This is a genomic window from Priestia sp. JV24 (genome assembly GCF_025910025.1).
GTDB lineage: Bacteria > Bacillota > Bacilli > Bacillales > Bacillaceae_H > Priestia > Priestia megaterium.
Genome location: NZ_JAPCIN010000023.1, coordinates 232,849 through 256,023, shown reverse-complemented (window position 1 = coordinate 256,023; position 23,175 = coordinate 232,849). Strand labels below are relative to the sequence as shown.

Annotated in this window: 30 protein-coding genes; 25 read left to right on the top strand and 5 right to left on the bottom strand. The window is 38.1% G+C overall.

Annotated elements, in window-relative coordinates; translation table 11 throughout:
• The first annotated feature begins 225 nt into the window (after positions 1-225).
• From OK414_RS22530 to OK414_RS22480, 11 genes are all read left to right on the top strand, one after another.
• Positions 226-1,482, top strand: a complete 1,257-nt coding sequence (locus OK414_RS22530; RefSeq protein ID WP_263045071.1) for a tetratricopeptide repeat protein — start codon at positions 226-228, stop codon at positions 1,480-1,482.
• A gap of 97 nt (positions 1,483-1,579) precedes the next feature.
• Entirely contained in the window at positions 1,580-2,125 is a 546-nt protein-coding gene (locus tag OK414_RS22525) for a ReoY family proteolytic degradation factor (protein WP_013058996.1), read from the top strand.
• Positions 2,126-2,242: 117 nt separating this feature from the next.
• Entirely contained in the window at positions 2,243-2,701 is a 459-nt protein-coding gene (locus tag OK414_RS22520; protein ID WP_230586508.1) for a YpiF family protein, read from the top strand.
• Positions 2,702-2,905: 204 nt separating this feature from the next.
• On the top strand, positions 2,906-3,406 hold the full coding sequence (locus tag OK414_RS22515; RefSeq protein WP_013058993.1) for a ubiquinol-cytochrome c reductase iron-sulfur subunit: 501 nt from the start codon (positions 2,906-2,908) through the stop codon (positions 3,404-3,406).
• Between the two features lie 3 nt (positions 3,407-3,409).
• Positions 3,410-4,084 (top strand): menaquinol-cytochrome c reductase cytochrome b subunit, encoded by a 675-nt coding sequence (gene qcrB, locus OK414_RS22510; RefSeq protein WP_013058992.1) that lies wholly within the window; start codon positions 3,410-3,412, stop codon positions 4,082-4,084.
• 113 nt (positions 4,085-4,197) lie between these two features.
• Complete coding sequence (locus OK414_RS22505) at positions 4,198-4,965, top strand: menaquinol-cytochrome c reductase cytochrome b/c subunit (protein WP_034649101.1); 768 nt, start codon at positions 4,198-4,200, stop codon at positions 4,963-4,965.
• A 133-nt stretch (positions 4,966-5,098) separates the two neighbouring features.
• A complete protein-coding gene (locus OK414_RS22500; RefSeq protein ID WP_013058990.1) occupies positions 5,099-5,686 on the top strand; it encodes a DUF1405 domain-containing protein in 588 nt (195 codons plus the stop codon).
• An 82-nt stretch (positions 5,687-5,768) separates the two neighbouring features.
• The gene (locus tag OK414_RS22495; protein ID WP_034649107.1) at positions 5,769-6,179 is read left to right on the top strand and encodes a YlbD family protein; all 411 of its coding nucleotides are present in this window, start codon (positions 5,769-5,771) and stop codon (positions 6,177-6,179) included.
• Positions 6,180-6,184: 5 nt separating this feature from the next.
• Positions 6,185-6,421 (top strand): YlbE-like family protein, encoded by a 237-nt coding sequence (locus OK414_RS22490; protein ID WP_013058988.1) that lies wholly within the window; start codon positions 6,185-6,187, stop codon positions 6,419-6,421.
• 99 nt (positions 6,422-6,520) lie between these two features.
• Positions 6,521-6,907: a hypothetical protein gene (locus OK414_RS22485; protein ID WP_016765458.1), complete on the top strand. Its 387-nt coding sequence runs from the start codon at positions 6,521-6,523 to the stop codon at positions 6,905-6,907.
• Positions 6,908-7,007: 100 nt separating this feature from the next.
• Complete coding sequence (locus OK414_RS22480; RefSeq protein ID WP_016765457.1) at positions 7,008-7,454, top strand: YlbF family regulator; 447 nt, start codon at positions 7,008-7,010, stop codon at positions 7,452-7,454.
• Between the two features lie 5 nt (positions 7,455-7,459).
• On the opposite strand, the gene OK414_RS22475 is transcribed toward OK414_RS22480, so the two are convergent.
• On the bottom strand, positions 7,460-7,774 hold the full coding sequence (locus OK414_RS22475; protein WP_016765456.1) for a hypothetical protein: 315 nt from the start codon (positions 7,772-7,774) through the stop codon (positions 7,460-7,462).
• 77 nt (positions 7,775-7,851) lie between these two features.
• Here OK414_RS22475 and OK414_RS22470 point away from each other — a divergent pair, with 77 nt between their 5' ends.
• Positions 7,852-8,127, top strand: a complete 276-nt coding sequence (locus tag OK414_RS22470; protein WP_013058985.1) for a YlbG family protein — start codon at positions 7,852-7,854, stop codon at positions 8,125-8,127.
• A 79-nt stretch (positions 8,128-8,206) separates the two neighbouring features.
• Here the strand turns inward: OK414_RS22470 and OK414_RS22465 are convergent, their stop codons facing one another.
• A complete protein-coding gene (locus OK414_RS22465; RefSeq protein WP_263045070.1) occupies positions 8,207-8,593 on the bottom strand; it encodes a methylthioribose kinase in 387 nt (128 codons plus the stop codon).
• Between the two features lie 611 nt (positions 8,594-9,204).
• Between OK414_RS22465 and rsmD the strand changes: the two genes are divergently transcribed.
• Together rsmD and coaD are read left to right on the top strand one after the other, a co-directional pair.
• On the top strand, positions 9,205-9,774 hold the full coding sequence (gene rsmD / locus OK414_RS22460) for a 16S rRNA (guanine(966)-N(2))-methyltransferase RsmD (protein WP_034649113.1): 570 nt from the start codon (positions 9,205-9,207) through the stop codon (positions 9,772-9,774).
• 35 nt (positions 9,775-9,809) lie between these two features.
• Complete coding sequence (gene coaD / locus OK414_RS22455; RefSeq protein ID WP_013058982.1) at positions 9,810-10,304, top strand: pantetheine-phosphate adenylyltransferase; 495 nt, start codon at positions 9,810-9,812, stop codon at positions 10,302-10,304.
• Positions 10,305-10,359: 55 nt separating this feature from the next.
• Here coaD and ylbJ read toward each other — a convergent pair whose 3' ends face one another.
• Positions 10,360-11,571 carry a sporulation integral membrane protein YlbJ gene (ylbJ, locus tag OK414_RS22450; RefSeq protein ID WP_034649115.1) on the bottom strand — a complete coding sequence of 404 codons (1,212 nt, stop codon included), beginning with the start codon at positions 11,569-11,571 and terminating at the stop codon, positions 10,360-10,362.
• A 466-nt stretch (positions 11,572-12,037) separates the two neighbouring features.
• Here ylbJ and OK414_RS22445 point away from each other — a divergent pair, with 466 nt between their 5' ends.
• Positions 12,038-12,835, top strand: coding sequence for a patatin-like phospholipase family protein (locus OK414_RS22445; protein ID WP_047930807.1), 798 nt, complete (start codon positions 12,038-12,040; stop codon positions 12,833-12,835).
• Entirely contained in the window at positions 12,825-13,841 is a 1,017-nt protein-coding gene (locus OK414_RS22440) for a SepM family pheromone-processing serine protease (RefSeq protein ID WP_317620586.1), read from the top strand. Before OK414_RS22445 ends, OK414_RS22440 begins: the two co-directional genes overlap by 11 nt.
• Before the next feature lie 26 nt (positions 13,842-13,867).
• Here OK414_RS22440 and OK414_RS22435 read toward each other — a convergent pair whose 3' ends face one another.
• Positions 13,868-15,067, bottom strand: a complete 1,200-nt coding sequence (locus OK414_RS22435) for a nucleotidyltransferase (RefSeq protein ID WP_016765452.1) — start codon at positions 15,065-15,067, stop codon at positions 13,868-13,870.
• 179 nt (positions 15,068-15,246) lie between these two features.
• Between OK414_RS22435 and OK414_RS22430 the strand changes: the two genes are divergently transcribed.
• The 4 genes from OK414_RS22430 to OK414_RS22415 all read left to right on the top strand — a co-directional run bounded on the left by OK414_RS22430 (position 15,247) and on the right by OK414_RS22415 (position 17,722).
• Entirely contained in the window at positions 15,247-15,765 is a 519-nt protein-coding gene (locus OK414_RS22430) for a YceD family protein (protein ID WP_013084865.1), read from the top strand.
• 65 nt (positions 15,766-15,830) lie between these two features.
• Entirely contained in the window at positions 15,831-16,004 is a 174-nt protein-coding gene (rpmF, locus tag OK414_RS22425; protein WP_013058976.1) for a 50S ribosomal protein L32, read from the top strand.
• A gap of 169 nt (positions 16,005-16,173) precedes the next feature.
• Positions 16,174-16,941, top strand: coding sequence for an enoyl-CoA hydratase/isomerase family protein (locus OK414_RS22420; protein WP_013084864.1), 768 nt, complete (start codon positions 16,174-16,176; stop codon positions 16,939-16,941).
• Between the two features lie 178 nt (positions 16,942-17,119).
• Complete coding sequence (locus OK414_RS22415; protein WP_013058974.1) at positions 17,120-17,722, top strand: RsfA family transcriptional regulator; 603 nt, start codon at positions 17,120-17,122, stop codon at positions 17,720-17,722.
• A gap of 81 nt (positions 17,723-17,803) precedes the next feature.
• On the opposite strand, the gene OK414_RS22410 is transcribed toward OK414_RS22415, so the two are convergent.
• Positions 17,804-18,274 carry an N-acetyltransferase gene (locus tag OK414_RS22410; RefSeq protein ID WP_013058973.1) on the bottom strand — a complete coding sequence of 157 codons (471 nt, stop codon included), beginning with the start codon at positions 18,272-18,274 and terminating at the stop codon, positions 17,804-17,806.
• A 313-nt stretch (positions 18,275-18,587) separates the two neighbouring features.
• On the opposite strand from OK414_RS22410, the gene OK414_RS22405 reads away from it, so the two are divergent.
• From OK414_RS22405 to OK414_RS22385, 5 genes are all read left to right on the top strand, one after another.
• A complete protein-coding gene (locus tag OK414_RS22405; protein WP_205661914.1) occupies positions 18,588-19,940 on the top strand; it encodes an acetyl/propionyl/methylcrotonyl-CoA carboxylase subunit alpha in 1,353 nt (450 codons plus the stop codon).
• Positions 19,937-20,149 carry a biotin/lipoyl-containing protein gene (locus OK414_RS22400; protein ID WP_013058971.1) on the top strand — a complete coding sequence of 71 codons (213 nt, stop codon included), beginning with the start codon at positions 19,937-19,939 and terminating at the stop codon, positions 20,147-20,149. The genes OK414_RS22405 and OK414_RS22400 overlap by 4 nt, the downstream gene beginning before the upstream one ends.
• A 19-nt stretch (positions 20,150-20,168) precedes the next feature.
• Positions 20,169-21,710, top strand: coding sequence for an acyl-CoA carboxylase subunit beta (locus OK414_RS22395; protein ID WP_013084862.1), 1,542 nt, complete (start codon positions 20,169-20,171; stop codon positions 21,708-21,710).
• Positions 21,711-21,868: 158 nt separating this feature from the next.
• A complete protein-coding gene (locus OK414_RS22390) occupies positions 21,869-22,750 on the top strand; it encodes a 2-dehydropantoate 2-reductase (protein ID WP_263045069.1) in 882 nt (293 codons plus the stop codon).
• Between the two features lies 1 nt (position 22,751).
• Complete coding sequence (locus OK414_RS22385) at positions 22,752-23,135, top strand: DUF3397 domain-containing protein (protein ID WP_034649135.1); 384 nt, start codon at positions 22,752-22,754, stop codon at positions 23,133-23,135.
• The last annotated feature ends 40 nt before the right edge of the window (positions 23,136-23,175 follow it).

Here is a 23,175-nt window from a genome sequence, read left to right as displayed (position 1 = left end):
GAAAATCCGAACGATGAATTGATGTTCTTAATAGAGAATCAAACTCGTTCGGATTTTTATTTGAAAAATGTAAGCGTATTCAAATTGATTTGTTGAACAAACGCTCAAACTATTTTATCATGGTGTATAGAAGCATGTGTTCTTGCTTCGGTTTGAAAAGAATAGAAAATTAATTCGTTTTATTTGTATATAAAAAGTGAATGTAATAATAAAGGAGAATTGTGTGTGAAAGAACTAGACCGCGCGATAGGTTACGTAGAATCCAATGAAATTGAAAAAGGTCTTGCCCTTATTCATGAATTGAAAGATAAAGCTACAGACGAAGAAAAATTTTTAATGGCTGAACAGCTTCAAGAGTGGGGACTAGTAAATGATGCGCTGCCTTTAATAGACGAGCTCATCGCTAAATACCCAGAAGAAGGCGAGCTGTATTTATTAAAAGCTGAAATGCTTATCGATTTAGAAGAAGAAGAAGAAGCGATTCATATTTTAAATCAAATTAGCAGCGAAGATGATAACTACGTGCCAGCTCTGCTTCTTGTAGCTGACTTATATCAAATGCAAGGCCTTAGTGAAGTAAGTGAGCAAAAATTAATGCAAGCGAAAAAAATGCTTCCAAATGAGCCGGTTATAGATTTTGGGCTCGGTGAATTTTACAGCAGTCAAGGAATTTATCAAAAGGCGATTCCTTTTTATCAAACGCTGCTAAAAACAGAAAAAGAATTTAACGGCACAGATCTTCGTCAGCGATTAGCTGAAAGTTTAGCAGGTATCGGTCAGTTCGAAGAAGCGCTTCCTTACTTTGATCAAGCGCTAAAAGATAAGCTTGAGATTAACACACTATTTGAATATGCGATTTCAGCGTATCAAGCAGGTCATTATCAGACCGCTATTGAAAAGTTCACAGAACTAAAAGAGCTAGACCGTGAGTACCATTCTCTTTATTTATATTTAGCAAAATCATATGAACATGAAGAGATGCTAGAAGAGGCTGCGGTGGCTGTTAACGAAGGTATTGCGCAGGATGAATTTCAAAAAGAACTTTACTTTTTTAAAGGGAAGATAGCATTAAAGCGCGGTCTAGAAGAAGAGGCTGAATCGGCATTTCAACAAGCGATTGCACTAGATCCAGGGTATATTGAAGCCATTTTAACTCTCTCTAAACTTTATATGAGTCAAGAGAGATATGAAGATGTAGTAGAGAATATCGAGCACGCCAAAGAATATAATGAGCATGATCCTCATTTTGAATGGGATTTAGCAAAAGCTCACCAAGAATTAGAAAATTATGAAGCAGCGCTAAAATACTACGAATCTGCATACACTGTTTTTAAAGAAGAGTATGCGTTTTTAGAAGAGTATGGCTACTTCTTATTAGAAGAAGGACAGCGCTCGAAAGCGAAGGGGATTTTCCAAGCCTTATTAGCAATGGATCCAACAGTAGATGAAATTCAAGACATATTATTTCAATTAGAAGAATAAATAATAGTTCAGAGGATTTTATTGCTGCCGTGTGGAATAAATAACTGTAAAAGGTGTTTTAACTGAGAGTTTAAACACAGAGGAGGGAAGTGAGAATATGACGACCCCTGTTACTGTCAACGAGAAAAAAGAATTTGTTCGCTGGTTTTTAACGAATTATCAGCTGAAGCGAAGAGAATGTGTATGGATTTTAAATTATTTGATGAGCCATGATCAATTGATGAAACGAGTTCACTTCGTTGAGCAAGCACAGTTTTGTCCTCGCGGGATGGTGATGTCTACGCACTGTGTGGAAGACCCTCCATTTCGTTTTTATAAAGAAAATATCATGACAACTGATGCAGAAAAATCATTTCATGATATTCGTTTGAATCGAGAAGAAGACATTTATATTCAATTAAACTTCCGATCGTTGTATTCATCGCCTCAATATGTGGCTGTACTGGAAGACAATCCGTATATGCCAAAAGCTAATCAAACAAATGAAAAAGACAGAGTATTAGCTGAGCAAATATTGGAAGAATCTATTCAGAAGTTTCAGCGATCAAAAATCATGGAACTAATTGATAAAGCATTAGATGAAAACGATAAAGAGGAATTTCAGCGCTTAAGCGAATATTTAAATAACCATTATGTACAGTAGATAAATGAGGGATTGGCTAGCTTCTTAGAAAAAGGTCAATCTCTTTTTTTATCTCCTTATTCATTTTGGAAAATAAATAAGACAAGCTTTAGCGGGCTTGCTGAGAGGAGAAGGAAGTTGAAGCTTCAGGCCAAGGAAATGGATGTATACTTACAATCCAAAAGTTATGTTGATACTGTATTGGTTCCACTCATTCCGATTGATTTCGGAGAAGATTTAAAGCTTACTGCATCTATGAGTGAATATACGACTGCTCTTACTGAAGAGTTAGAGAGGCAATTTAAAGGAAGAGTGATTTTAACACCTAGTTTTACATATTTAAAAAAAGATGGAGTAGCTGCTGTTTATGAAACATTACTTCGTTGGAATGAGCATATAAATGACAATGAAGTCAAACATCTTTTTGTGCTTACTAGCGACCGAGACTGGCTGCAATATGAAAAAGAAATAGGGGCTCACTGCATTTGGATACCTGCTTTACCGCTTGAGCATATAGACGAGTCGCATAAGTATACGCTCATACATGAACAAGTTCAACAGCTCCTGCCGATTTTTTTAGAGAAATGGAGTGTTTAAAAAGACTGTAGAATAAGTAATGGAAGCGCAAACAAAATAATGACGAAAAATTTAGAAAAATAAAGATTATTTCCATGTTTTAGGTTTTTATTGTATTGACCTTCCAGAAATATTAATATATCATGATTATGTCCTAGTTTAATAGAATGGTCCATCATGTGTCCAAAATTCTCTGGACTGAACTTTTTTAAAGGGGGGAAAAGCATGGGTGATCGGGTATCAAGACGACAGTTTTTAAACTATACGCTCACTGGTGTAGGGGGATTTATGGCTGCTGGAATGTTAATGCCAATGGTGCGCTTCGCAGTAGATCCAATTTTAGAAAAAGAAGCGGGTCAGGATTTAGTAGCTGTGGCGCAGGTTAAAGACATTACAAAAGAGCCGAAACGTGTCGATTTTAAAATCAAGCAAGTGGATGCGTGGCATAAATCAGAAGAGCCAAGATCGGCTTGGGTGTACAAAACTGATAAAGGTGAAATCGTCGCGCTGTCACCAATTTGTAAGCATTTAGGCTGTACGGTTAACTGGGCTGGTGACAAAAACTATCCACACCGTTTCTACTGCCCTTGTCATGGGGGAATGTATGAAAAAAGCGGTAAAAATGTACCGGGGACACCACCGATGGGACCGTTAGATGTATACGTTCAAAAAGTAAAAGGCGGTACGTTATATCTAGGAAAAGCCAAACCACAAGGAGGGGCATAGAAAATGTTGAATAAAATCTATGACTGGGTGGATGAACGGCTAGATATTACTCCTTTATGGCGAGATGTGGCCGATCATGAAGTGCCAGAGCACGTAAATCCTGCACATCACTTTTCAGCATTTGTGTATTGTTTTGGTGGATTAACGTTTTTTGTTACCGTTATTCAAATTTTATCAGGCATGTTTTTAACCATGTATTATGTACCAGATATAAAAAATGCATGGGAATCCGTTTATTATCTGCAAAATGAAGTCGCTTTCGGACAAATTGTTCGAGGTATGCATCACTGGGGAGCAAGTTTGGTTATCGTCATGATGTTTTTACATACACTGCGTGTTTTCTTCCAAGGAGCATACAAAAAACCCCGCGAGTTAAACTGGATTGTGGGTGTGTTAATTTTCTTTGTTATGTTAGGTTTAGGTTTTACAGGTTATTTGTTGCCGTGGGATATGAAAGCGCTATTTGCAACGAAAGTAGGTTTGCAAATTGCTGAATCCACACCAATTATAGGCCAGCAAGTGAAGACATTACTCTCAGGACATCCAGACATCGTTGGTGCTCAAACACTAACTCGCTTTTTCGCCATTCACGTATTCTTTTTACCCGGAGCTCTACTTGGCTTAATGGGTGCCCACTTCTTAATGATTCGTAAACAAGGAATTTCAGGACCACTATAAAATTTTATACACTTTATTCAAGAAGTATTCAATCACACTAGTCATCATATGCATCAAGCACATACTCCGTTGTTAGTACTTTCACTAGAACAGTGAGAAAAAGGAGGGAGAACATGCATCGTGGTAAAGGGATGAAGTTTGTTGGAGATTCACGTGTTCCTGCAGAACGAAAACCCAATATTCCAAAAGATTACTCTGAATTTCCAGGGAAAACAGAAGCATTCTGGCCAAACTTTTTACTAAAAGAATGGATGGTAGGGGCAGTTTTTTTAATCGGTTATCTATGTTTAACCATCGCTCATCCATCTCCTCTTGAACGTATTGCCGATCCGACTGATACGGGGTACTTGCCTCTTCCTGACTGGTATTTTTTGTTCCTATATCAATTGCTTAAATATTCATTTGCTTCTGGTCCATATAATATTATAGGTGCATTTATTATTCCAGGGATTGCATTTGGCGCATTAATGCTTGCTCCGTTCATTGATCGAGGACCAGAAAGAAGACCAGCTAAGAGGCCGTTTGCAACAGGATTCATGCTTTTGGCTATAGCAGCAGTCTATTTCCTAACGTGGCAGTCAGCGACACAGGTGGACTGGAAAGCGCGTGAAGAGCAAGGGAAAATTAGAGAAGAAGTAGCGATTGACAAAAATTCAGAAGGCTACAAAATCATGCAAAAGCAAACGTGCTTAACCTGTCATGGTGATAACTTACAGGGAGGTCCTGCGGCTCCGGCTTTAACAGGAATTGATTTATCTCCTGAGGAAATCGCCAAGATCGCAAAAAATGGTAGAGGCAATATGCCAAAAGGTGTTTTCAAAGGTTCAGATAAAGAATTGAAAACGCTCTCGGAGTTTGTCGGCAACTTAGGAAAAGAATAATGAAAACCAGCCAAAGGGCTGGTTTTTTTGAATTTATTTAATGCTGTGTTTTACATCAATGAGATAGGTGCTTGCTATTGTTCAAAAACTGTACATAATAAAGAAGAGATTAAATGTAAAGGAGACTTTCTAAATGGCTTGGTTATGGTATACCTTAAAAGATAAGCGTTTTTTAACGCTTTTGCTGATTGTGAATATACTAGGAACAATCTACGGATATATTTGGTATGGAAGTCAATTAGCGGAAACACCTAAGAAGTTTTTATTATTTGTGCCTGATAGTCCAACGGCAAGCTTGTTTTTTGTTATTGTACTTATCGGTCTTTTACTTGGAAAGCATTTTTCACTGTTTGAAGCTTTAGCCATGATCACGCTGTTTAAATACGGGATTTGGGCCGTCGTAATGAATGTATTGGTCTATGTGTTAACAGGATACATTGATTGGATGATGCTTATGTTAATGGCTTCTCATGCAGCAATGGCTTTTCAAGGGCTTTTGTACGTACCGTTTTACCGCATTAAATTATGGCATGTAGCTGTTGCCGCTGTATGGGCTGTACATAATGATATCATTGATTACGTTTTTTCTATGATGCCAAGATACAGCATGCTCAATGCGTATATGTCTGAAATTGGTTATTTTACATTTTGGCTAAGCATTTTATCTATTTTCATTACATACTGGTTCACAGTTCGTGCTTCTTCAAAAAAACAGCTATAAAAAATTTTTGAAATAGGCGCACGAAACAAGCTCTCTTTTTCTAAGATATAGTAGGCTATATTTAAGTATGAGGTGAGTGACTGTGAAGGAAACCAAACGAGAGCTTCATCCGTCCGTTGTGGAATTTAAACAATTTGTAAAATCACATCCCAAATTAGTAGAACAGGTTCGAAAGCAGCAAAAAACGTGGAAAGAGCTTTATGAAGATTGGTATTTATTCGGTGCAGAAGATCCAATGTGGGAGGCATATCGTTCAGAAGAAAGTGCAAAGGCTGAACCAACTGCTGCAACAGAGGAGAAAAAAGATATCATGGGTACAATCGTATCCTCGCTGAAAAACATGGACTTGAATCAAATGCAAAATCATATCACAAATGTAAATTCAGCTATTTCCAATATTCAACAAGTACTGCAGCAATTTCAGCCATCTAAGCCATCCGGTGGAGGAGCAGCTTCCGGGCCAGGGAATCCATTTGGCTTTAGGAAAGATTAAACGCAATGAGAAAAGATATATACGAGTATATGCAGTCTCGTCCTAAACTCAACGACTTCGTTCGTGAACAGCCAATGTGGTACCGGCGTTTATCTAGAAATCCTGAAGAACTGGAGAAATTTGAATTAGAATCTAAGCACTACTACAAACAAACGATTCCTCATAAAGTCGAAAAGTTTTCGAATTCGATTCAAATGGCAAACATGATGTTTCATATGTTTCAGTCCATGAAAAATCAATGATCTCTGCATACATAGCGATGCAGAGATTTTTGCACGTCATGAGTAAAAACAAAGAGTTTGTAAACACTATGGAGAAACGAATGATAAAGGAATGGTATTATGCGCTTACTATTAACGACGGCCTTATGTGTAGTTTCTCTGCTAGGATGCAACCATGATAAACCAAAACCTGAAACTAAAATTTCCTCTCAACCGCGGGCAGCTGAAACGTTTGGTACAATGAATACAAAACCTTCACTGATGGTACACCAGCATGTGAAAGGACAGAATGTATACGTCGAATGTATTCTAAACGGGTTTTCATTTTCAACAGAGAGTGGATTCCTTCAAATTACAGTAGATGGAAAACCATTTAAAGAAATGAAGCAAGCAGCCTTTGTTTTAAGTGATCTTCCAAAAGGATCTCATACTGTTACAATTGAACTGATGAAATCTAAAGAAGAAAGTTATCAAGTGAGGAATACCTTTACGGTTGAAATTATATAGTTAAAAAGTAGAACTTGTAGTAAATCAGTGTAAGCTGTTTTAGCAAGTTCTTTTTCTTTAGCTCCAAAACGTGATAAGATAAAAACGGAGGTGCACAGCCATGCTGACAACAATGAGAACTGTTGAATTACTCGATGAGTCTGATCACGTAGCGAACATGGTGCTACAATCAGACGTAGCCGAGAACTATCGTCAATGTTTATATAGATTAAATAAAGATTCACATGCACAGGCATTAATTGCTGAATTTGTGAAAATAAAGGAACAGTATGAGGATGTTCAGCGATTTGGAAAATATCATCCTGATTATAAAACCATTACGAGACAAGTACGTGATGTAAAGCGTCAAGTTGATTTACACGCGACAATCGCTGCGTTCAAAAAAGCAGAAAGTGAATTACAAAAGCTGCTTGATGAAATTAGCGTTATCCTTGGTCAAGCTGTTTCAGAGCATGTGAAAGTACCAACGGGAAATCCGTTTTTTGATACGGGAAGCAGCTGCGGCGGTGGCTGCGGATCTGGTGGAAGCTGTGGGTGCAGCGCATAAGCCGTTCACTGTATAAATCGAACGCAATCAGCACAGGAATTTCCGCAGCAGGCCATTTTACGCTGTGGAACGTAAAACCTATGCTGATAAACATAAGTAAGATGCTGACTTCTGACAAAAGTTGAGCGCCACGTAGCATTTGTATTGGATGTAGCAAAAATAGATGAAGCTTCTAGAAGCTCATCTATTTTTCTACGCTTAATTGATGTGTTTATATACAAAAAGGGTATATTTGTGATTTTTTTGAAAATGACTTGTTCAATAGCTCTCTGCTCGTTAAAATGAGTAAGAAAGAGCATCCAGATATCATCTAAATTCATACATAAAGCACCTACTTCATATAAAAGAATTTATGATAAAGAAAACCAATATAACGTATGCAAAAGGGGAACTAAATATGTTTGTTGAACGTCAAGGAATTGTGGCGTATGTGCATTCTGTTAAGCAAGCAAAAGCATTGCGAAAGTACGGAAATGTACATTACGTATCTAAAGAATTAAAGTATGTTGTCTTATATTGCAACCAAGATGGCATTGAAAAAACAATCCATAAACTTCAGTCTCTACCTTTTGTGAAGAAAGTAGATCCTTCTTATCGGCCGTTTTTAAAAACAGAATTCGAAAATTCAAAGCCGGATAAGGCGAAGGAATATGACTATAAGATAGGAATTTAAACAAAAAAGGAATGTTATTTACATTCCTTTTTTTATTTTACTTGCCCTTCGTAAACGAATAGGCAGGGATCAGATGAGATTATTGCATTGGCGGAATAAAGCGGTTCATTCGCAAAATGCCAATAAGGTGCTGATAGTAGAGTGCTGCTTCTGGAAATGTAGTAGATGGTTTGACATCGAGTACCACAATTTCTTTTCCCGCTTCCTCAGCAGCTCGTTTAAATAACTCAACGCGCTTGCTGTCGTTTTGTTTTAAAACAATTCCTTCTCGGCAAACGTAAAGCGGTTGGAAATTCCCTTCAGCTGTTGGGTGCAAGACAGCGACAAAAGAAGCTACTTGTCGATCTTCTTTTACTGTTCGCAGCATAATAAGATGAGCAAGACGGTGTTTGTTGCTTTTGACAATCTCTAACAGCTCATAAATATCTGAATACCCTTCTCCGAGCTCAATAAAACGCTGAATCATATGTATTTCCCCCTTTATGTATTAAAAAAGCAAACTCACGTAGTTTAATGTATCACTGAATATTTTAAGAGTAAATAAAAAAACCCCTACAACTACTCATTGTAGGGCCCTTCAATAAAGGGGTATAATCACCTCTGCGATTACATGCACCTTGATGAAGGCAAAGGGAGAGGAGAAACCGGAGGAAGAACTTATGGGGAAACGTAAGTCTTCTCCGCGGTTGGCAACAACATCGGTTAGATGATGTTGTTACTAGTCAGTATGTCCGTTTTAAACGTTCATATACCTGTCTTGTGAAATTCACTTTTTAATACATAAAAGACTGATAACATAACAGAGAAAAAGGGTAAATTTACGTTTGTTATGACATATTAAAGTAAAGGAATTCTTCTATGAACGAAATGCCGAATGATCTTCATAGGTGTATCTTTTAGAAAAGAATCAGTGTATCTAAGGACACGGCCGTAAAAGTCCAGCATAAAAGCAAGCTGCTGGTTACTGCATAGAATGTATACAGCATTGAATAAATTGAGGATTTTTGCTAGTCTTTGTAATTCAAAATATGTTAGGATAATGAAGAATAAGGAAGTAAAAGTAAGGTAGTGATAAGGATGAGAGTAGTAGCAGGTTTATATAAAGGCCATGCGTTAAAGGCGGTTCCAGGATACTCAACCCGCCCTACAACAGATAAGGTGAAAGAAGCTATTTTTAATATGATTGGACCGTTTTTTGAAGGTGGAACAGCTCTTGATTTGTTCGGTGGAAGCGGTGGCTTGGGAATTGAAGCTCTAAGCCGAGGAATAGATAAAGTCATTTTTGTGGATCGGGATGGCAAAGCGATTCAGACGATTAAAGCAAACTTAGCATCTTGCCGGTTAGAAGACCGCGCTGAAGTGTATCGAAATGATGCAGAACGTGCACTGAAAGCGATAAAGAAAAGGGAGCTGACTGTCGATTTACTTTTGCTTGATCCACCGTATAAAGCACAAAAGTTGAAAGCGCTTATCGAAACGGTAAGTGAAGAAAATCTTCTAGCAAAAACAGGAATTATTGTAGCGGAGCATTCTCATGATGTACAGTTAGATGATGAGATTGGTTTATTTGAAAAAATAAAAAGCGAAACGTACGGTATCATTGGTGTTTCTATTTATACATACAAAAAAGAAGAATCAGTTGACTAAATCAATGAGCTGTTAGATGTAGAAAGGGGATACGTATGGGCAGTATAGCTGTTTGTCCAGGAAGCTTTGATCCAGTTACAAATGGACATTTTGATATTATTAAACGAGGCGCAAATGTATTTGATACGATTTATGTGGTTGTTTTAAATAATTCTTCAAAAAGTCCTCTATTTACAGGGGAAGAGCGAGTAGCTTTGCTGAAAGAAGTAACAAAATCACTTCCTAATGTGGTAGTAGAGTCGTACAGCGGATTATTAATGGAATATGCAAAAGAAAAGCAGGCAAAGACCATTTTAAGAGGTTTACGTGCAGTATCGGATTTTGAGTACGAAATGCAAATTACATCTGTAAATCGCGTATTAGATAAAGAAATCGAAACGTTATTTATGATGACAAATAATCAATACTCGTTTTTAAGTTCTAGTATTGTAAAAGAAGTAGCTAAATATGGGGGGAATATTTCTGAATTAGTTCCTCCCCCTGTTAGAGAAGCGCTTGCGGAAAAATTTGAACAGCTGTCTCAAAAATAAGATAAAAAAGAACGTGACGTTTTCTTTGCCGATAAGAAAACGTCGCGTTCTTTTTTTACTGGGAACGATGAAGAAACGTTCGTTTTGAATATATATAAATATAGCAGCACAGCGTAAAAATCGTTAAGAGCGGACCGTACACGTTTAGCCACTGCGATAGAATCGTAACGGACTCCAAGTGAGAAAAAACCGGCAGTGCTCCTTCAGATGCTTGAAAAGTAGTAATGGATTCTCGAAGAGGACCCCATAGAAAGATAGTGAATACTACCGCAAAACAGCCGTGAAAAATGCGTGCAATAAAAAACGGGAAAAATCGAATATCTGTTTCGGCGAGTATGCTAGCCACTTGTGCTTGAACGGAGAAACCGCTGAAGCCTAATACAAAACTAACGATGATAATTTGATGAAACAGCAGCGTGTCTGGTGCTTCACTTGCTAGACGGCTTCCTAGTGTGATTTCAAAAAGCCCTGAAATAAAGGGAAGGCTCAGTTCAGGCCCTATATGACACAGGGAAAATAAATAAGCTAGACCGCTGCTTAAAACGGCCGTGATATGAGTAACATATAAAAGTTTGTTTAATACAGAAAATAAAATGATAAAACCGCCAATCATTAAGAGAGATTGAACAGCAGAAGTAACCGCATCTCCTAGAAGCTTCCCGATAGGACGCTTATCTTTTAAACGCGTTTTATGCATTTCATGAAAAGCTAACGATAAAGAAGGTTTTTGAGTTACTTGTCCTTTCGGTTTTGCTGATCCATAAAACCGCATCACCAATCCTACACAAATATTCCCTATGTAATGTGAGAGAGCTAATATGATACCGACAGCTGGATTGTGGAAAAAGCCAACTGCCACAGCTCCAAAAATAAAAATAGGGTTAGATGAGTTAGTAAATGATACGAGTCTTTCAGCTTCGATAGCTGTTAGCTGCTTTTCTTGACGCAGCCGGGAAGTGATTTTTGCACCTGAAGGAAACCCAGAAGCCATGCCCATTGCTAAAGCAAAACCCCCTACTCCAGGTACTCGGAATAAAGGCCTCATAAACGGCTCTAATAAGATCCCAATGAACTTCACTACGCCAAACCCAATAAGCATTTCTGAAACAATAAAAAAGGGCAGCAGAGAAGGAAAGACGACCTTCCACCATGTGTTGAGACCTCTTACTGAACCTTCTAGCGCTTCTTTTGGATATACAATAAGCGCAATAGCGAGAAGCGTTACGCTCGTCCCGAGCAGAAGTGTTTTCACCATTGATTTATTCAACGAACGATTCATCTCCTTTTCTAAGCTCACGTCATCTTGATATGAATGAAATGAGGAGTTTTAGGCGAATGTACAAGTTCTTCTATATATCAATATACGAAGCTATGCATCGACTTTATGCCTATGAGTAAGGAGAAAATAAATTCATATTGAATAAAAAGGCGTCTTGTCACATTTGGAAATACAATTCATATACATAAATCAATGCACTCCTAGGATAGTCAAGGAGTAAAAAAACGTATATGCAGCAAGCGAAGAGTAAGAATTTCTTAAAACAACCTTCAGTATAGTATAATGCTTAATAACCACCGTGTATTGAGCAAAACATATCTTTAGCTTCATACTAAATGAACAAATAGAAAATGAAGAATAGTCCTACCGAATACAGGGCAACAATGATAGAGAAGCTCATCAAATGTTTTTACATTTTTAGAAGTCTATAAGGTAAAACGAGGGGGCAGGTAAAGTGGAAAGCCCAAAAATAGGAGTTGCGTTAGGCTCAGGTGGAGCTAGAGGTTTTGCACATTTAGGAGTAATCAAAACGCTAACAGAAAATAACATTCCTATTGATTTTCTAGCTGGCAGCAGCATGGGAGCTTTAGTTGGTGCACTATATGCGTCAGGTATTGAACTGGCAACTCTTTATAAAATGGCGCTAACGTTCAAACGAAAGTATTATTTGGATTTTACCGTGCCTAAAATGGGATTTATTACGGGAAACAGAGTAAAATCGTTGGTTCGCACCTTTACGCAGAATAGAACCATTGAACAGCTATCTGTACCGTTTGCCATTGTAGCGACAGATTTGAAAACAGGAGAGAAAGTGGTGTTTAAAAAAGGACCTATCGCTGAAGCGGTGAGAGCAAGTATTTCAATTCCAGGAATCTTTGCTCCCGAAGTAATTGATGGACGATTGCTTGTAGACGGCGGGGTAGTGGACCGTATTCCTGTATCGGTTGTAAAAGAAATGGGATCTGATATTGTCATTGGAGTCGATGTATCAAAAGCGAAAGTGAATGCAGAAATCAGCTCTATTTTTGATGTCATTATGCAAAGTTTAGATATTTTGCAAGATGAGCTAGTAGCTCATCGGACCATTGCTTCAGACATTATGATTCGTCCTAATCTCGATACTTTTAGTTCCAGAGCGTTTACAAACATTCAAGAAATGATTTCAATTGGTGAACAAGCAGCACATGAGCAGTTGCCTTCTATCCTGCAAGCAATTGATCATTGGAAGGAGAACAGAAAAAGTGAAATCTAGAATTAGAATTTTGGCATATTTGGCTGTTATTGCAGTGGTGGCAATGCTTTGTTTTTATCCTTTGCCGTACTACATTACAAAGCCTGGAATGGCAGAAGAACTTGCGCCTATTATTAAGGTAGAAGATGGATACCATGAAAAAGGGACGTTTATGCTGACAACTGTAAGAATGGGCAGAGCAACTCCTCTTTCATATGGTCTTGCGAAAATACAGGACTTTCATGAAATTTTCCCTACAAAGCAAATTTTGCAGCAAGGTGAAAGCGATGAAGATTACTCGACAAGGCAATTACATATGATGGATACGTCAAAAAATGCTGCTATTTCAGTAGCATACGAAGCAGCTGGAAAGAGCGTTTCCTATCTCAATAAAGGCGTATATGTTACATATGTCGTAGAAAATATGCCTGCACATGGAAAACTTCATGTTGGAGACGTAGTGACGAAAGTAGACGGGAAAAAAATTCAAACTGCTGAGGACTTAATCAACTACGTATCGACTAAAAAAGCAGGAGATTCAGTATCAATTTATGTAAAAAGAGATGGCAAAGAAAGCAAACATACTCTAAAAGTTAAAGCATTCCCTGACGAGCCGAAACGAGTAGGCCTAGGAATTGCCTTAGAAACGAACCAAGAACTAAAAGTTAAGCCCGATATACATATTGATACTGAAAAAATAGGAGGGCCTTCAGCTGGACTGATGTTCTCGCTTGAAATTTATAATCAGCTTGTTAAAGAGGACATGACAAAAGGCCATCGCGTTGCAGGTACAGGGACTATCAATGATAAAGGAGAGGTAGGACCAATCGGAGGTATTTCGCAAAAAATTGTAGCCGCAGATAAAGAAGGAGCAGAGATTTTCTTTGCACCAAATGAAAAAGGGGCTGCGGGCTCTAACTACCGAGAAGCAGTGAAGACAGCTAAAAAAATAGACAGTGATATGAAAATTGTACCCGTAGATTCATTTTCGGACGCCGTAACGTATTTGGAAAAGCTGAAACCATAAAAAATCGTCTCTTGCAGACGATTTTTTTATGGCCAAATGATAGGAGGCTGCGTGTATTCTTGTTTCATAAATTGAGAGCGCAGAGGCTCTTGAAACGGCATACTATAAACATGTGTCGCTTTAATATCGGTATCAATTTCTTTTAGTTTACATTGCGATACAGTGGATACAATAGGAAGGGACAGCTTTTTCTTAATCGTTTTTAAATAGCCTTGTCCTGTCTTTGACATTCCCAATAAGCGAATATAAGGATCAGCTTGTTGCATCTCACTTTTTGTTGTATTGGTTAAAAGGTGAACGCACATGCGCTGTAAACGGGTTCTCGTATATCGCTTCGTTTTAACATTTGTTAAAAAATCTTCAAATGAAGTAGCTGAAGAAATATAAGATAGGAGCCGATGTTCAATACCTTCTTCTATTTCATAAATACGCTGTAAGTCATAAAGCGGAGTAGTTAATAATTTGTATTTCAAAAATGGGAAATAATGCTCCCAATGATGAAACTGTCCGTGTGCTTGCTTGTAAGCTGTTAATTCATTTGCCGTACTAACTGGCATGTGCTTGCTCAGGTCCCCATGGCTGCTGCTGTCAAAAATAGCTTTACGTATGCTTGTAGCACTTGAAATAAAAGAGGAAGACAGGGAATCATCGTGATAATGTGATTGAATTCGAGTGATTGTATATGGTTTAATAGATGCATGCTGTTTTTTGATGGCAGCTACATAGCTCATTCCAAGCACATTATTTGGCTGAGATAGATCAATAGGAGCCTTCGTGAAAAGCTGTAAGAAAGCATTGGAAGCTGCTTTTGGATAACTGTTCCCTTTTTTCATCTCTTGTTGAATTAAAGCGGATAGTTCTGATTCATGAGCTTCGAGCAAATCAGCGGTGCGGGTAAATGAGTCAATATTGCCATTTTCGCTGCCAAAGCATATAAAGTCAGCGCGAAGGGATTCTAAAATAGAAATAGCGCCGCTTGCGAATGTTTCAGCTTTCTGAGTAGAAAAAGCATAGGGTAATTCAACGACTAAGTCTGCACCAGCGGCTAAAGCCATTCTTGTGCGGGACCATTTTGATACAAGAGCAGGCTCTCCGCGCTGCAAAAAGTGCCCGCTCATCACAGCAATCACACAATCTGCTCCGGTTTGTTGTTTCGCTTGCTGCAAATGATAAGCGTGTCCGTTATGAAAAGGATTATATTCGACAATTATTCCAACTGCTTGCATAATGTCTCCTTTTAATTTATTATTTTTAGTCTAGCTCTTTGTTTTAAAAACATTTTTTTATGAAAGTAAGAAATTTTTACAAAAAAGCATATTTAAGTACATTATAGTGTAAAGAAAAAATATTGACAAATAATCTTGTGAAAGCTATAATAACCTTTGTTGCCTTGAGGTGATTAACAATGAAATGGACAATACATCAATTGTATCAGTTGCAAAATAAAGGTCTAACATTTGACGAAGTGATTGACGGCAAAGAGTTTATGAATGCTGATCCTCAAATTCGTAGAATGTCAGATGTAAACGTGAAAGGAAGAGCCGACATTAGTTCTTCGAAAGTAACGTTTCACCTTAAAATTTCAGGAAAAATGACGTTGCCTTGTGCTCGTACATTAGTTGACGTTCCGTATCCGTTTGAAATTAACGCAACTGAAACGTTTTTATTGAATGTGAATGCTGATTATGAAGAAGATGCTGAAGTACGCATTGTAGAGGGAGAAACGGTTGATTTACAACCTTTGATTCAAGAGTTAATTATTGTTGAAATTCCTCTGCAGGTATTTAGTGAAAATCAGCAAGCGGCAGGAGCAGCTCCACAGTCAGGAAAAGACTGGGAAGTTGTTACCGAAGAAGAAAAGCAGGAAAAAGTAGATCCCCGCTTAGCCGTACTCGAAAATTTCTTTAAAGACAAAAAGAAATAAAAATGCGAAGATCCGGCTTTCGGGCCTTCATATGATTTTAAAATTCTTTTAAGGAGGTGGGAATAATGGCTGTACCTTTTAGAAGAACATCTAAAATGAAGAAAAGAACGCGTCGTACGCACTTTAAATTACAAGTTCCTGGTATGGTAGAGTGCCCAAATTGTGGTGAAATGAAACTATCACACCGCGTATGTAAAGCTTGTGGTACTTACAAAGGAAATGACGTAGTAAGCAAATAATTGCTTATTTAAATAAAAGACCCTCTTAAGGGTCTTTTATTTTTTTTTGCCTTTTTTCCTTCTCTGTCCTTTGGAAGAGAAGGATTTTTTTTATAGAACAAGAACTCTTTTTAAATAAACAATTACTGTTGTAAAAGGATTTATATCTTTTCTATAAGGAGGAAAAAGCATGAAAAAAAGCGAGCTGTTTACTACAAGCCAAGGTATTGCTACGTTTGTGATTAATCGTCCTGAAAAGCGTAATGCTATTGATTATGATGTTATGAATGAACTGCAGCAAGCTGTAGATTATGTGAAACATGATCAGTTAGTAAAAGCTTTTGTAATTACAGGTGCTGGTTCAGACGCATTTTGCAGCGGAGGAGATTTAAGCGTATTTCATGAGCTAAAGACTTCGAAAGAGGCGTCTCAAATGTTAACGAAAATGGGGAAAATTCTTTATGAGATTTTAACACTCCCAAAACCAACAGTTGCTCTTTTGAATGGAACATCGGTTGGAGGAGGATGTGAGCTTGCGATTGCATGTGACTTCCGTATAAGTGCAACACATAGCGAAATGGGCTTTATTCAAGGGAATTTAGGAATTACAACAGGCTGGGGAGGAGGAACCATTCTTCTTGAAAAGCTGCGTTATCAAGAGGCGATGGAAATGATCTACAGTGCTCAGCTGTATGGAGTAGAACGAGCAAAGCAAATTGGATTTCTTTCCTATGTCACGTCGTTTAAAGAGCTAACTATGAGGTGTGAGGAGTGGTTAGCGCCTATCACTCATAAACCGACCCAGGTATTGCAAGCTTACAAAGAAATCGCTATTGAGAAATGGGAGCAAAGCCGGGTTTGGAATCGGATGGAACAAGAAATTCATCGCTGTTCGATATTGTGGGAGTCGCCTGAGCATGAAGAAGCGGTTCAAAAGGTCATCGTTAAAAAAACATAGTTATGAACTGCATTTCCATAGCAATATAGTGAATAAGCGAAAGATGAAAGAATCACGGGTTTCCCATTTTGCTTCAAAGTATATGAAAGATTTTCTTGATTGAGAAGAGGAACAATAGTCTATCTTATCTAGTAGGTGCATATTCATTTAATAAGTACGGATAAGGAGGGATAGAAAAATGACTTCTTCTCGTCAAGATGCATGGACTCATGATGAAGATTTATTACTCGCAGAAATTGTACTGCGTCATATACGTGAAGGTGGCACTCAGCTAGCTGCATTTGAAGAAGTGGGGAAGAAACTTACACGAACATCAGCAGCTTGTGGCTTCCGCTGGAATTCTTTTGTGCGCAAACAATACAAGACTGGTATTGATCTTGCGAAAAAACAGAGAAAAGAATTAAAAGCAAGAACTGTTTCAAAAGATGACGAGCAGCCTGCACGCTTATCATATATGGAAGCAGAGAAACATATTTCGCTTAATGAGGTAATTAAATATTTAGAAAATGTAGATCAAGGGCAAAGGCACTCGTCAGAGCTTCTCGAAGCTAATGAAGAACTGCAGCAAAAGATTGAACGTTTACAAGAGAAAGTAACGATTTTGGAAAAAGAAAAAAAAGCTTTGCAAAACAACTTGTTAATTGTAGAAGATGACTATAAAGCTCTTATTGAAATTATGGAGAGGGCTCGTAAAATGGTTGTATTAAAAGAGGATGAAAAAAGTAGAAAAGTGAAATTTCAAGTGGATAAAAATTTAAATTTAGAAAAAGTTCAAAAGTAAAGCGACAGTTTGAATGCTCCCTACTTCATGTTGATCATATATACCACATAGATATAAAATAAACAGCTGGAAATCAGCTGTTTATTTTTGTTCGCTTACACCGTTTGGTAGCCAAATAAGAGGGTTTTCTCCCAAATCACGATCGATATCATACGTTACAGGTACGAACCCCATTTTTGACCAAAAATCACTCGATTTTACTCGTGGGCTTGTTTTGATAGGTAATTGAAAGGATTTGGCGTATTCAACGAGCGTTTGACCCAATCCTTTGCGCTGAAAATCGCTGAGCACTTCGAGTTTCCACACTTCAATATACGTTTGAGGCGGCTCGAAATATTGATCGTACTGTTTGTTTCGCTTATAGAGACTCATCCGAGCCACTAAGCTATTTCCAAAATAAATACCGTAAAACGGAGAATTTATTTCATTATCGGAAATTTTGGCATGTAATTCTTCTAGCATTGAAAGTTCTTGAATGCCATATTCTTTGAATTTCTTGAACTCTTCTAGCGTTTTAAAATTAATTTTTAAATGCTTCACTTCGTAATTCATCCCATATCCCCCTTGTTATGTCTCCTTGCTAGACAAACGAACTGGCTTGGTTCGTTCATCTAATATTATATAACAAAAACACAAAATATTCTGTTTTCATGATTGGTGAACGAATATTCAATGCGCATGAGGAAAAATGAATTCTTTCAGTTAAATACGAAGAATACATTACTATAAGCATCACTTTTTAGAAAGGAAGCAAAAGGAAAGTGAGATTCAAATAGAAAGCGTTTTCAAAAATTGTAGAGGAGTTTTAAAATTATTGTAGAATTATATGGGGGGAAGTAGAAATTTGAGGAAAGGGGAGAGAAAGGTGAAAAAAATACTGATTGCAAATCGAGGAGAAATTGCTCTTCGTATTATTCATACATGCAAACAAATGGGCATTGAAACGGTGGCTGTCTATTCCGATGCAGATGCAGAGCTTCCTTATGTTCAAGCAGCTACAAAAACACGTCGAATTGGAGAGCCTCCTGTGCAAAAGTCATATTTGAATGTAGAAGAATTGCTGCGAATTAGTCATGAAGAAAAAGTAGATGCCATTCATCCTGGGTATGGATTTTTATCGGAAAATAGTGCATTTGCTAAAAGAGCGATTGATGAAGGTTTTTGTTTTATCGGTCCTTCTCCCGAAATCATTTCGATGATGGGCGACAAAATTGCTGCTCGTGCCGCGATGAAAGAAGCGGGTGTACCTGTTGTCCCCGGCAGCGAAGGCGATGTGACGTCAGTTGAAGAGGCTTGTAAAGTAGCGAGTCTAATTGGATATCCCGTTATGTTAAAAGCAAGCGGAGGCGGCGGCGGAATTGGGATGGTGCGCTGCGATAACGAAGAAGCAGTAAAACAAGTGTATGCCTCCACAAAAGCAAGAGCAAAAGCATATTTTGGTCAAGAAGGAATGTTTATTGAAAAGCTTATCACAAATGCAAAACATATCGAAGTACAGGTGTTTGGAGATCAGCATGGTAATGTCGTTCATCTTTTTGAACGCGATTGTTCCGTACAAAGAAGAAATCAGAAAGTGATTGAAGAAGCCCCTGCGCTTTCTTTAAAAGAAAGTACGCGACAAGCCATGCAAAACCAAGCCGTTCAAGCGGCTAAAGCAATCGGATATTATAATGCAGGTACGGTGGAGTTTATCGTGGATGAAGACGAAAATTTTTATTTTCTTGAAATGAACACGCGGCTGCAAGTTGAGCATCCGATCACCGAGCAAATTGCAGGGGTCGATTTAGTTAAGTGGCAGATCTTAGCTGCGCGCGGAGAAAAGCTTCCTCGTCTGCAAGAGGAAATAGCAGCAAATAACTATGCCATTGAATTTCGAATTTATGCAGAAGATCCGTTTACTTTTTTACCGGCTCCGGGAAAAATTACGGGTTATCACTTGCCGGAGCGAACCTATGCGCGCGTAGACAGTGGCTACAGTGATATGAATGCGGTTACACCTTTTTATGATCCAATGATTGCAAAAGTTATCATTACTGGTCGTACGCGTTCAAATGCAATTGAACTCGCTAAATCATATTTTACGGAAGCTGTTGTAGAGGGAATCAAAACGAATATTCCTCTATTTAAGCAGTTGTTAAATGAAGAGTTATATGAAAAAGGCACCTATAACACATCGTTATTATCAACCGTATTAAATAAAGGAGGAGCACCACAATGAGTGAAATCAAAGCGACAATGGCAGGCATGGTATTTAATGTGTTTGTTCAGCAAGGTGCAAGTGTAGCCAAAGGAGAAGTTGTTGTTGTATTAGAATCTATGAAAATGGAAATTCCTATTGAAAGCGATCAAGCTGGTATTGCAGAGACTGTCCATATAGCCGTGGGGGATTTTGTGAACGAAGGCGACGTTTTGGTGACTATTTCATAACTCATAAAGGAGAGATATCATGATACATACAGGTGAATCTCAGAAAAAATATGATGAAAATCGTCAAAAAGTAGAGCGTGGCAACGCGGAGAAGTACAAAGAGAAACTTGCAAAACAACAGAAGCTTTTTGTAAGAGATCGTTTAGCGCTTTTATTTGATGACGGGAAATATGAAGAAGACGGCATGTTTGCAAATAATAAAGCCGAAGGGTTGCCGGCAGACGGTGTTGTAACCGCAATTGGAAAAGTAAACGGTGAAACAGTTTGTGTAATGGCTAATGACTCTACTGTAAAAGCAGGGTCTTGGGGGGCCAGAACAGTAGAGAAAATTATTCGTATTCAAGAAGTAGCAGAAAAACTGCATGTGCCTTTGCTGTACCTAGTGGATTCTGCAGGAGCACGTATTACGGATCAATTAGATATGTTTCCAAACCGTCGAGGCGCTGGACGGATCTTTCACAATCAAGTAAAACTTTCCGGCGTCATTCCTCAAATTTGTTTGCTCTTCGGTCCGTCAGCAGCTGGAGGAGCATATATCCCTGCATTTTGTGATATTGTTGTGATGGTAGATGGAAACGCTTCTATGTACTTAGGTTCGCCACGTATGGCCGAAGCTGTTATTGGAGAAAAGGTTACGCTAGAGGAAATGGGAGGAGCACATATGCACTGCAGCGTTAGCGGATGTGGAGATGTGTTAGCTTATTCTGAAGAAGAAGCTATTTCGTATGCCAAATCTTATTTAACCTACTTTCCACAAAACTATCAAGAGAAGCCTAAAGTACAAAAAGCTAAAGAGCCTAAGCAGACAAAGGATTTAGTAGAACTAATTCCAGAGAATCAAAATGTTCCATTTGATATCTATGAAGCAATTGATACCCTTATTGACGAAGGGAGCTTCTTTGAAGTGAAAAAACTGTTTGCCGCCGAATTGGTAACAGGGCTTGCACGAATAGATGGAAAAGTAGTAGGGATTATTGCCAATCAGCCGAAGGTCAAAGGAGGAGTGCTGTTTGTAGATTCAGCAGATAAAGGCGCAAAATTTATTCAACTGTGCGATGCCTTCCATATTCCTTTGCTATTTTTAGCGGATGTACCTGGATTTATGATTGGAACCAAAGTAGAAAGAGCAGGCATCATTAGACATGGAGCAAAATTGATTGCAGCGATGAGTTCAGCTACAGTTCCTAAAATTTCCGTAGTTATGCGCAAAGCTTATGGCGCAGGGCTTTACGCTATGGCTGGTCCAGCTTTTGAACCGGATTGCTGCCTTGCATTACCTACTGCTCAAATTGCCGTAATGGGTCCTGAAGCGGCAGTAAATGCCGTCTATTCTAATAAAATTAATGAAATTGAAGATCCGAAAGAGCGGTTTATGTTTGTTAAACAGAAACAGCAGGAGTATAAAGAACACATTGATATCTATACGCTGGCTTCTGAACTTATTATTGACGACATCGTTCCTGCTAACGAACTGCGTCGAACTTTAATTGACCGCTTTCGATTATATGAAACAAAGAATGTGACCTTTAGCCGTCGTAAACATCCGGTGTATCCCGTATAATAGAAAAAAACGGGATCACTCTAAATAATTTATAACAAGCCCGGTGATTTTTAATCACACGGGCTATATGAATAGGTAAAATTTTAAGAATGCATTTAATTCAAAGCATTTTTTTGCTAAAATGAAACTCAATAATAGAAAGAGGAACAAAAAATACGATGAAAACTATAGGTATTATTGGAGGCGGATCATTAGGTCTGTTGTTTAGCGCGTATTTATCAGATTGTTATGATGTAACCTTGTATACGAAAACAAAAACTCAAGCAAAGTGTATTAACGAAAATGGAATTACCTTACATAGACAAGGGGAACATCACACTAAAAAAGTCAGTGCTATCCCTCTAGAAAAAAGCATAAAAGAAGCAGATTTAATCATTGTTACTGTAAAACAGTATCATTTAAAAGAGATTATTCCTTTTATCAAAACCCTTACTATACATACTCCCCTTTTGTTTATCCAAAACGGTATGAGCCATATTGAAATTCTTAAAAATCTCCCCCAGAGCACTCTCTATTTGGGTACAGTTGAACACGGGGCAATGCGTACAAATATGGATAGCGTCCATCATACAGGAATAGGAACAACCCGTATTGCTTCGTACAGAGGAGAAATGGAGTCTATCTTGCCAATTGTGAATTTTCCTTGGGTGATTGAAACAGATTGGTATGGGATGCTGGTGAAGAAATTAGTTGTAAATGCGCTTATCAATCCTCTTACGGCGCTGTATCGGGTAAAAAATGGGCAGCTGATTCACAACAGCTATTTTTATAAAACGATGCGTCTATTGTTTGAAGAGATTGCGGCTGTGTTAAAACTGGATTCAGCTTTTAATTATTGGGAAAATGCGCTGGGGGTTTGTTCGCGCACGAGTACAAATCAATCTTCTATGCTAAAAGATATACAGGAGGGGCGGCAAACAGAAATTGATGCTATTTTAGGCTATATTCAAACACAAGCTGCTGAAAAAAGAACGTCGACGCCTATTGTTGACTTTTTATATGGGTCAATAAAAGGAATCGAAGAAGAAAAGGGTGATTAACATGGGAAGTTTTATTGCTGGAGTTTTTGCGACGTTTGTCACTCTGCCGCTCGTTGGTTTTTTTATTCTATACATGCTTTTACGCAAACTGACGAAAAATAAAAGGAAATCTGTCCACATAGCAACGTACGTTACTACGGTTTTTCTTATTTTTTCCGTGCATTATGCAGCTGTGGAAATTTTCGGGCACTCTTTTTTGTGGTTGATTGCGTTAGTCCTTTTAGTTGTAGCAATGATTATGATGTTTGTACATTGGAAAGTCAAACATGACTTAGAAATGAAGCTTATCGCGAAAGGGTTCTTTCGGATGAATTTTGTTTTGTTTCTTATTGCACATATTGTATTAAATATAGGTGGAATCGCTTTTCGTATTTCCTCTCTGTAAAGCATGTTACTAGACGTGGGCAGTTACATTATGGATAATG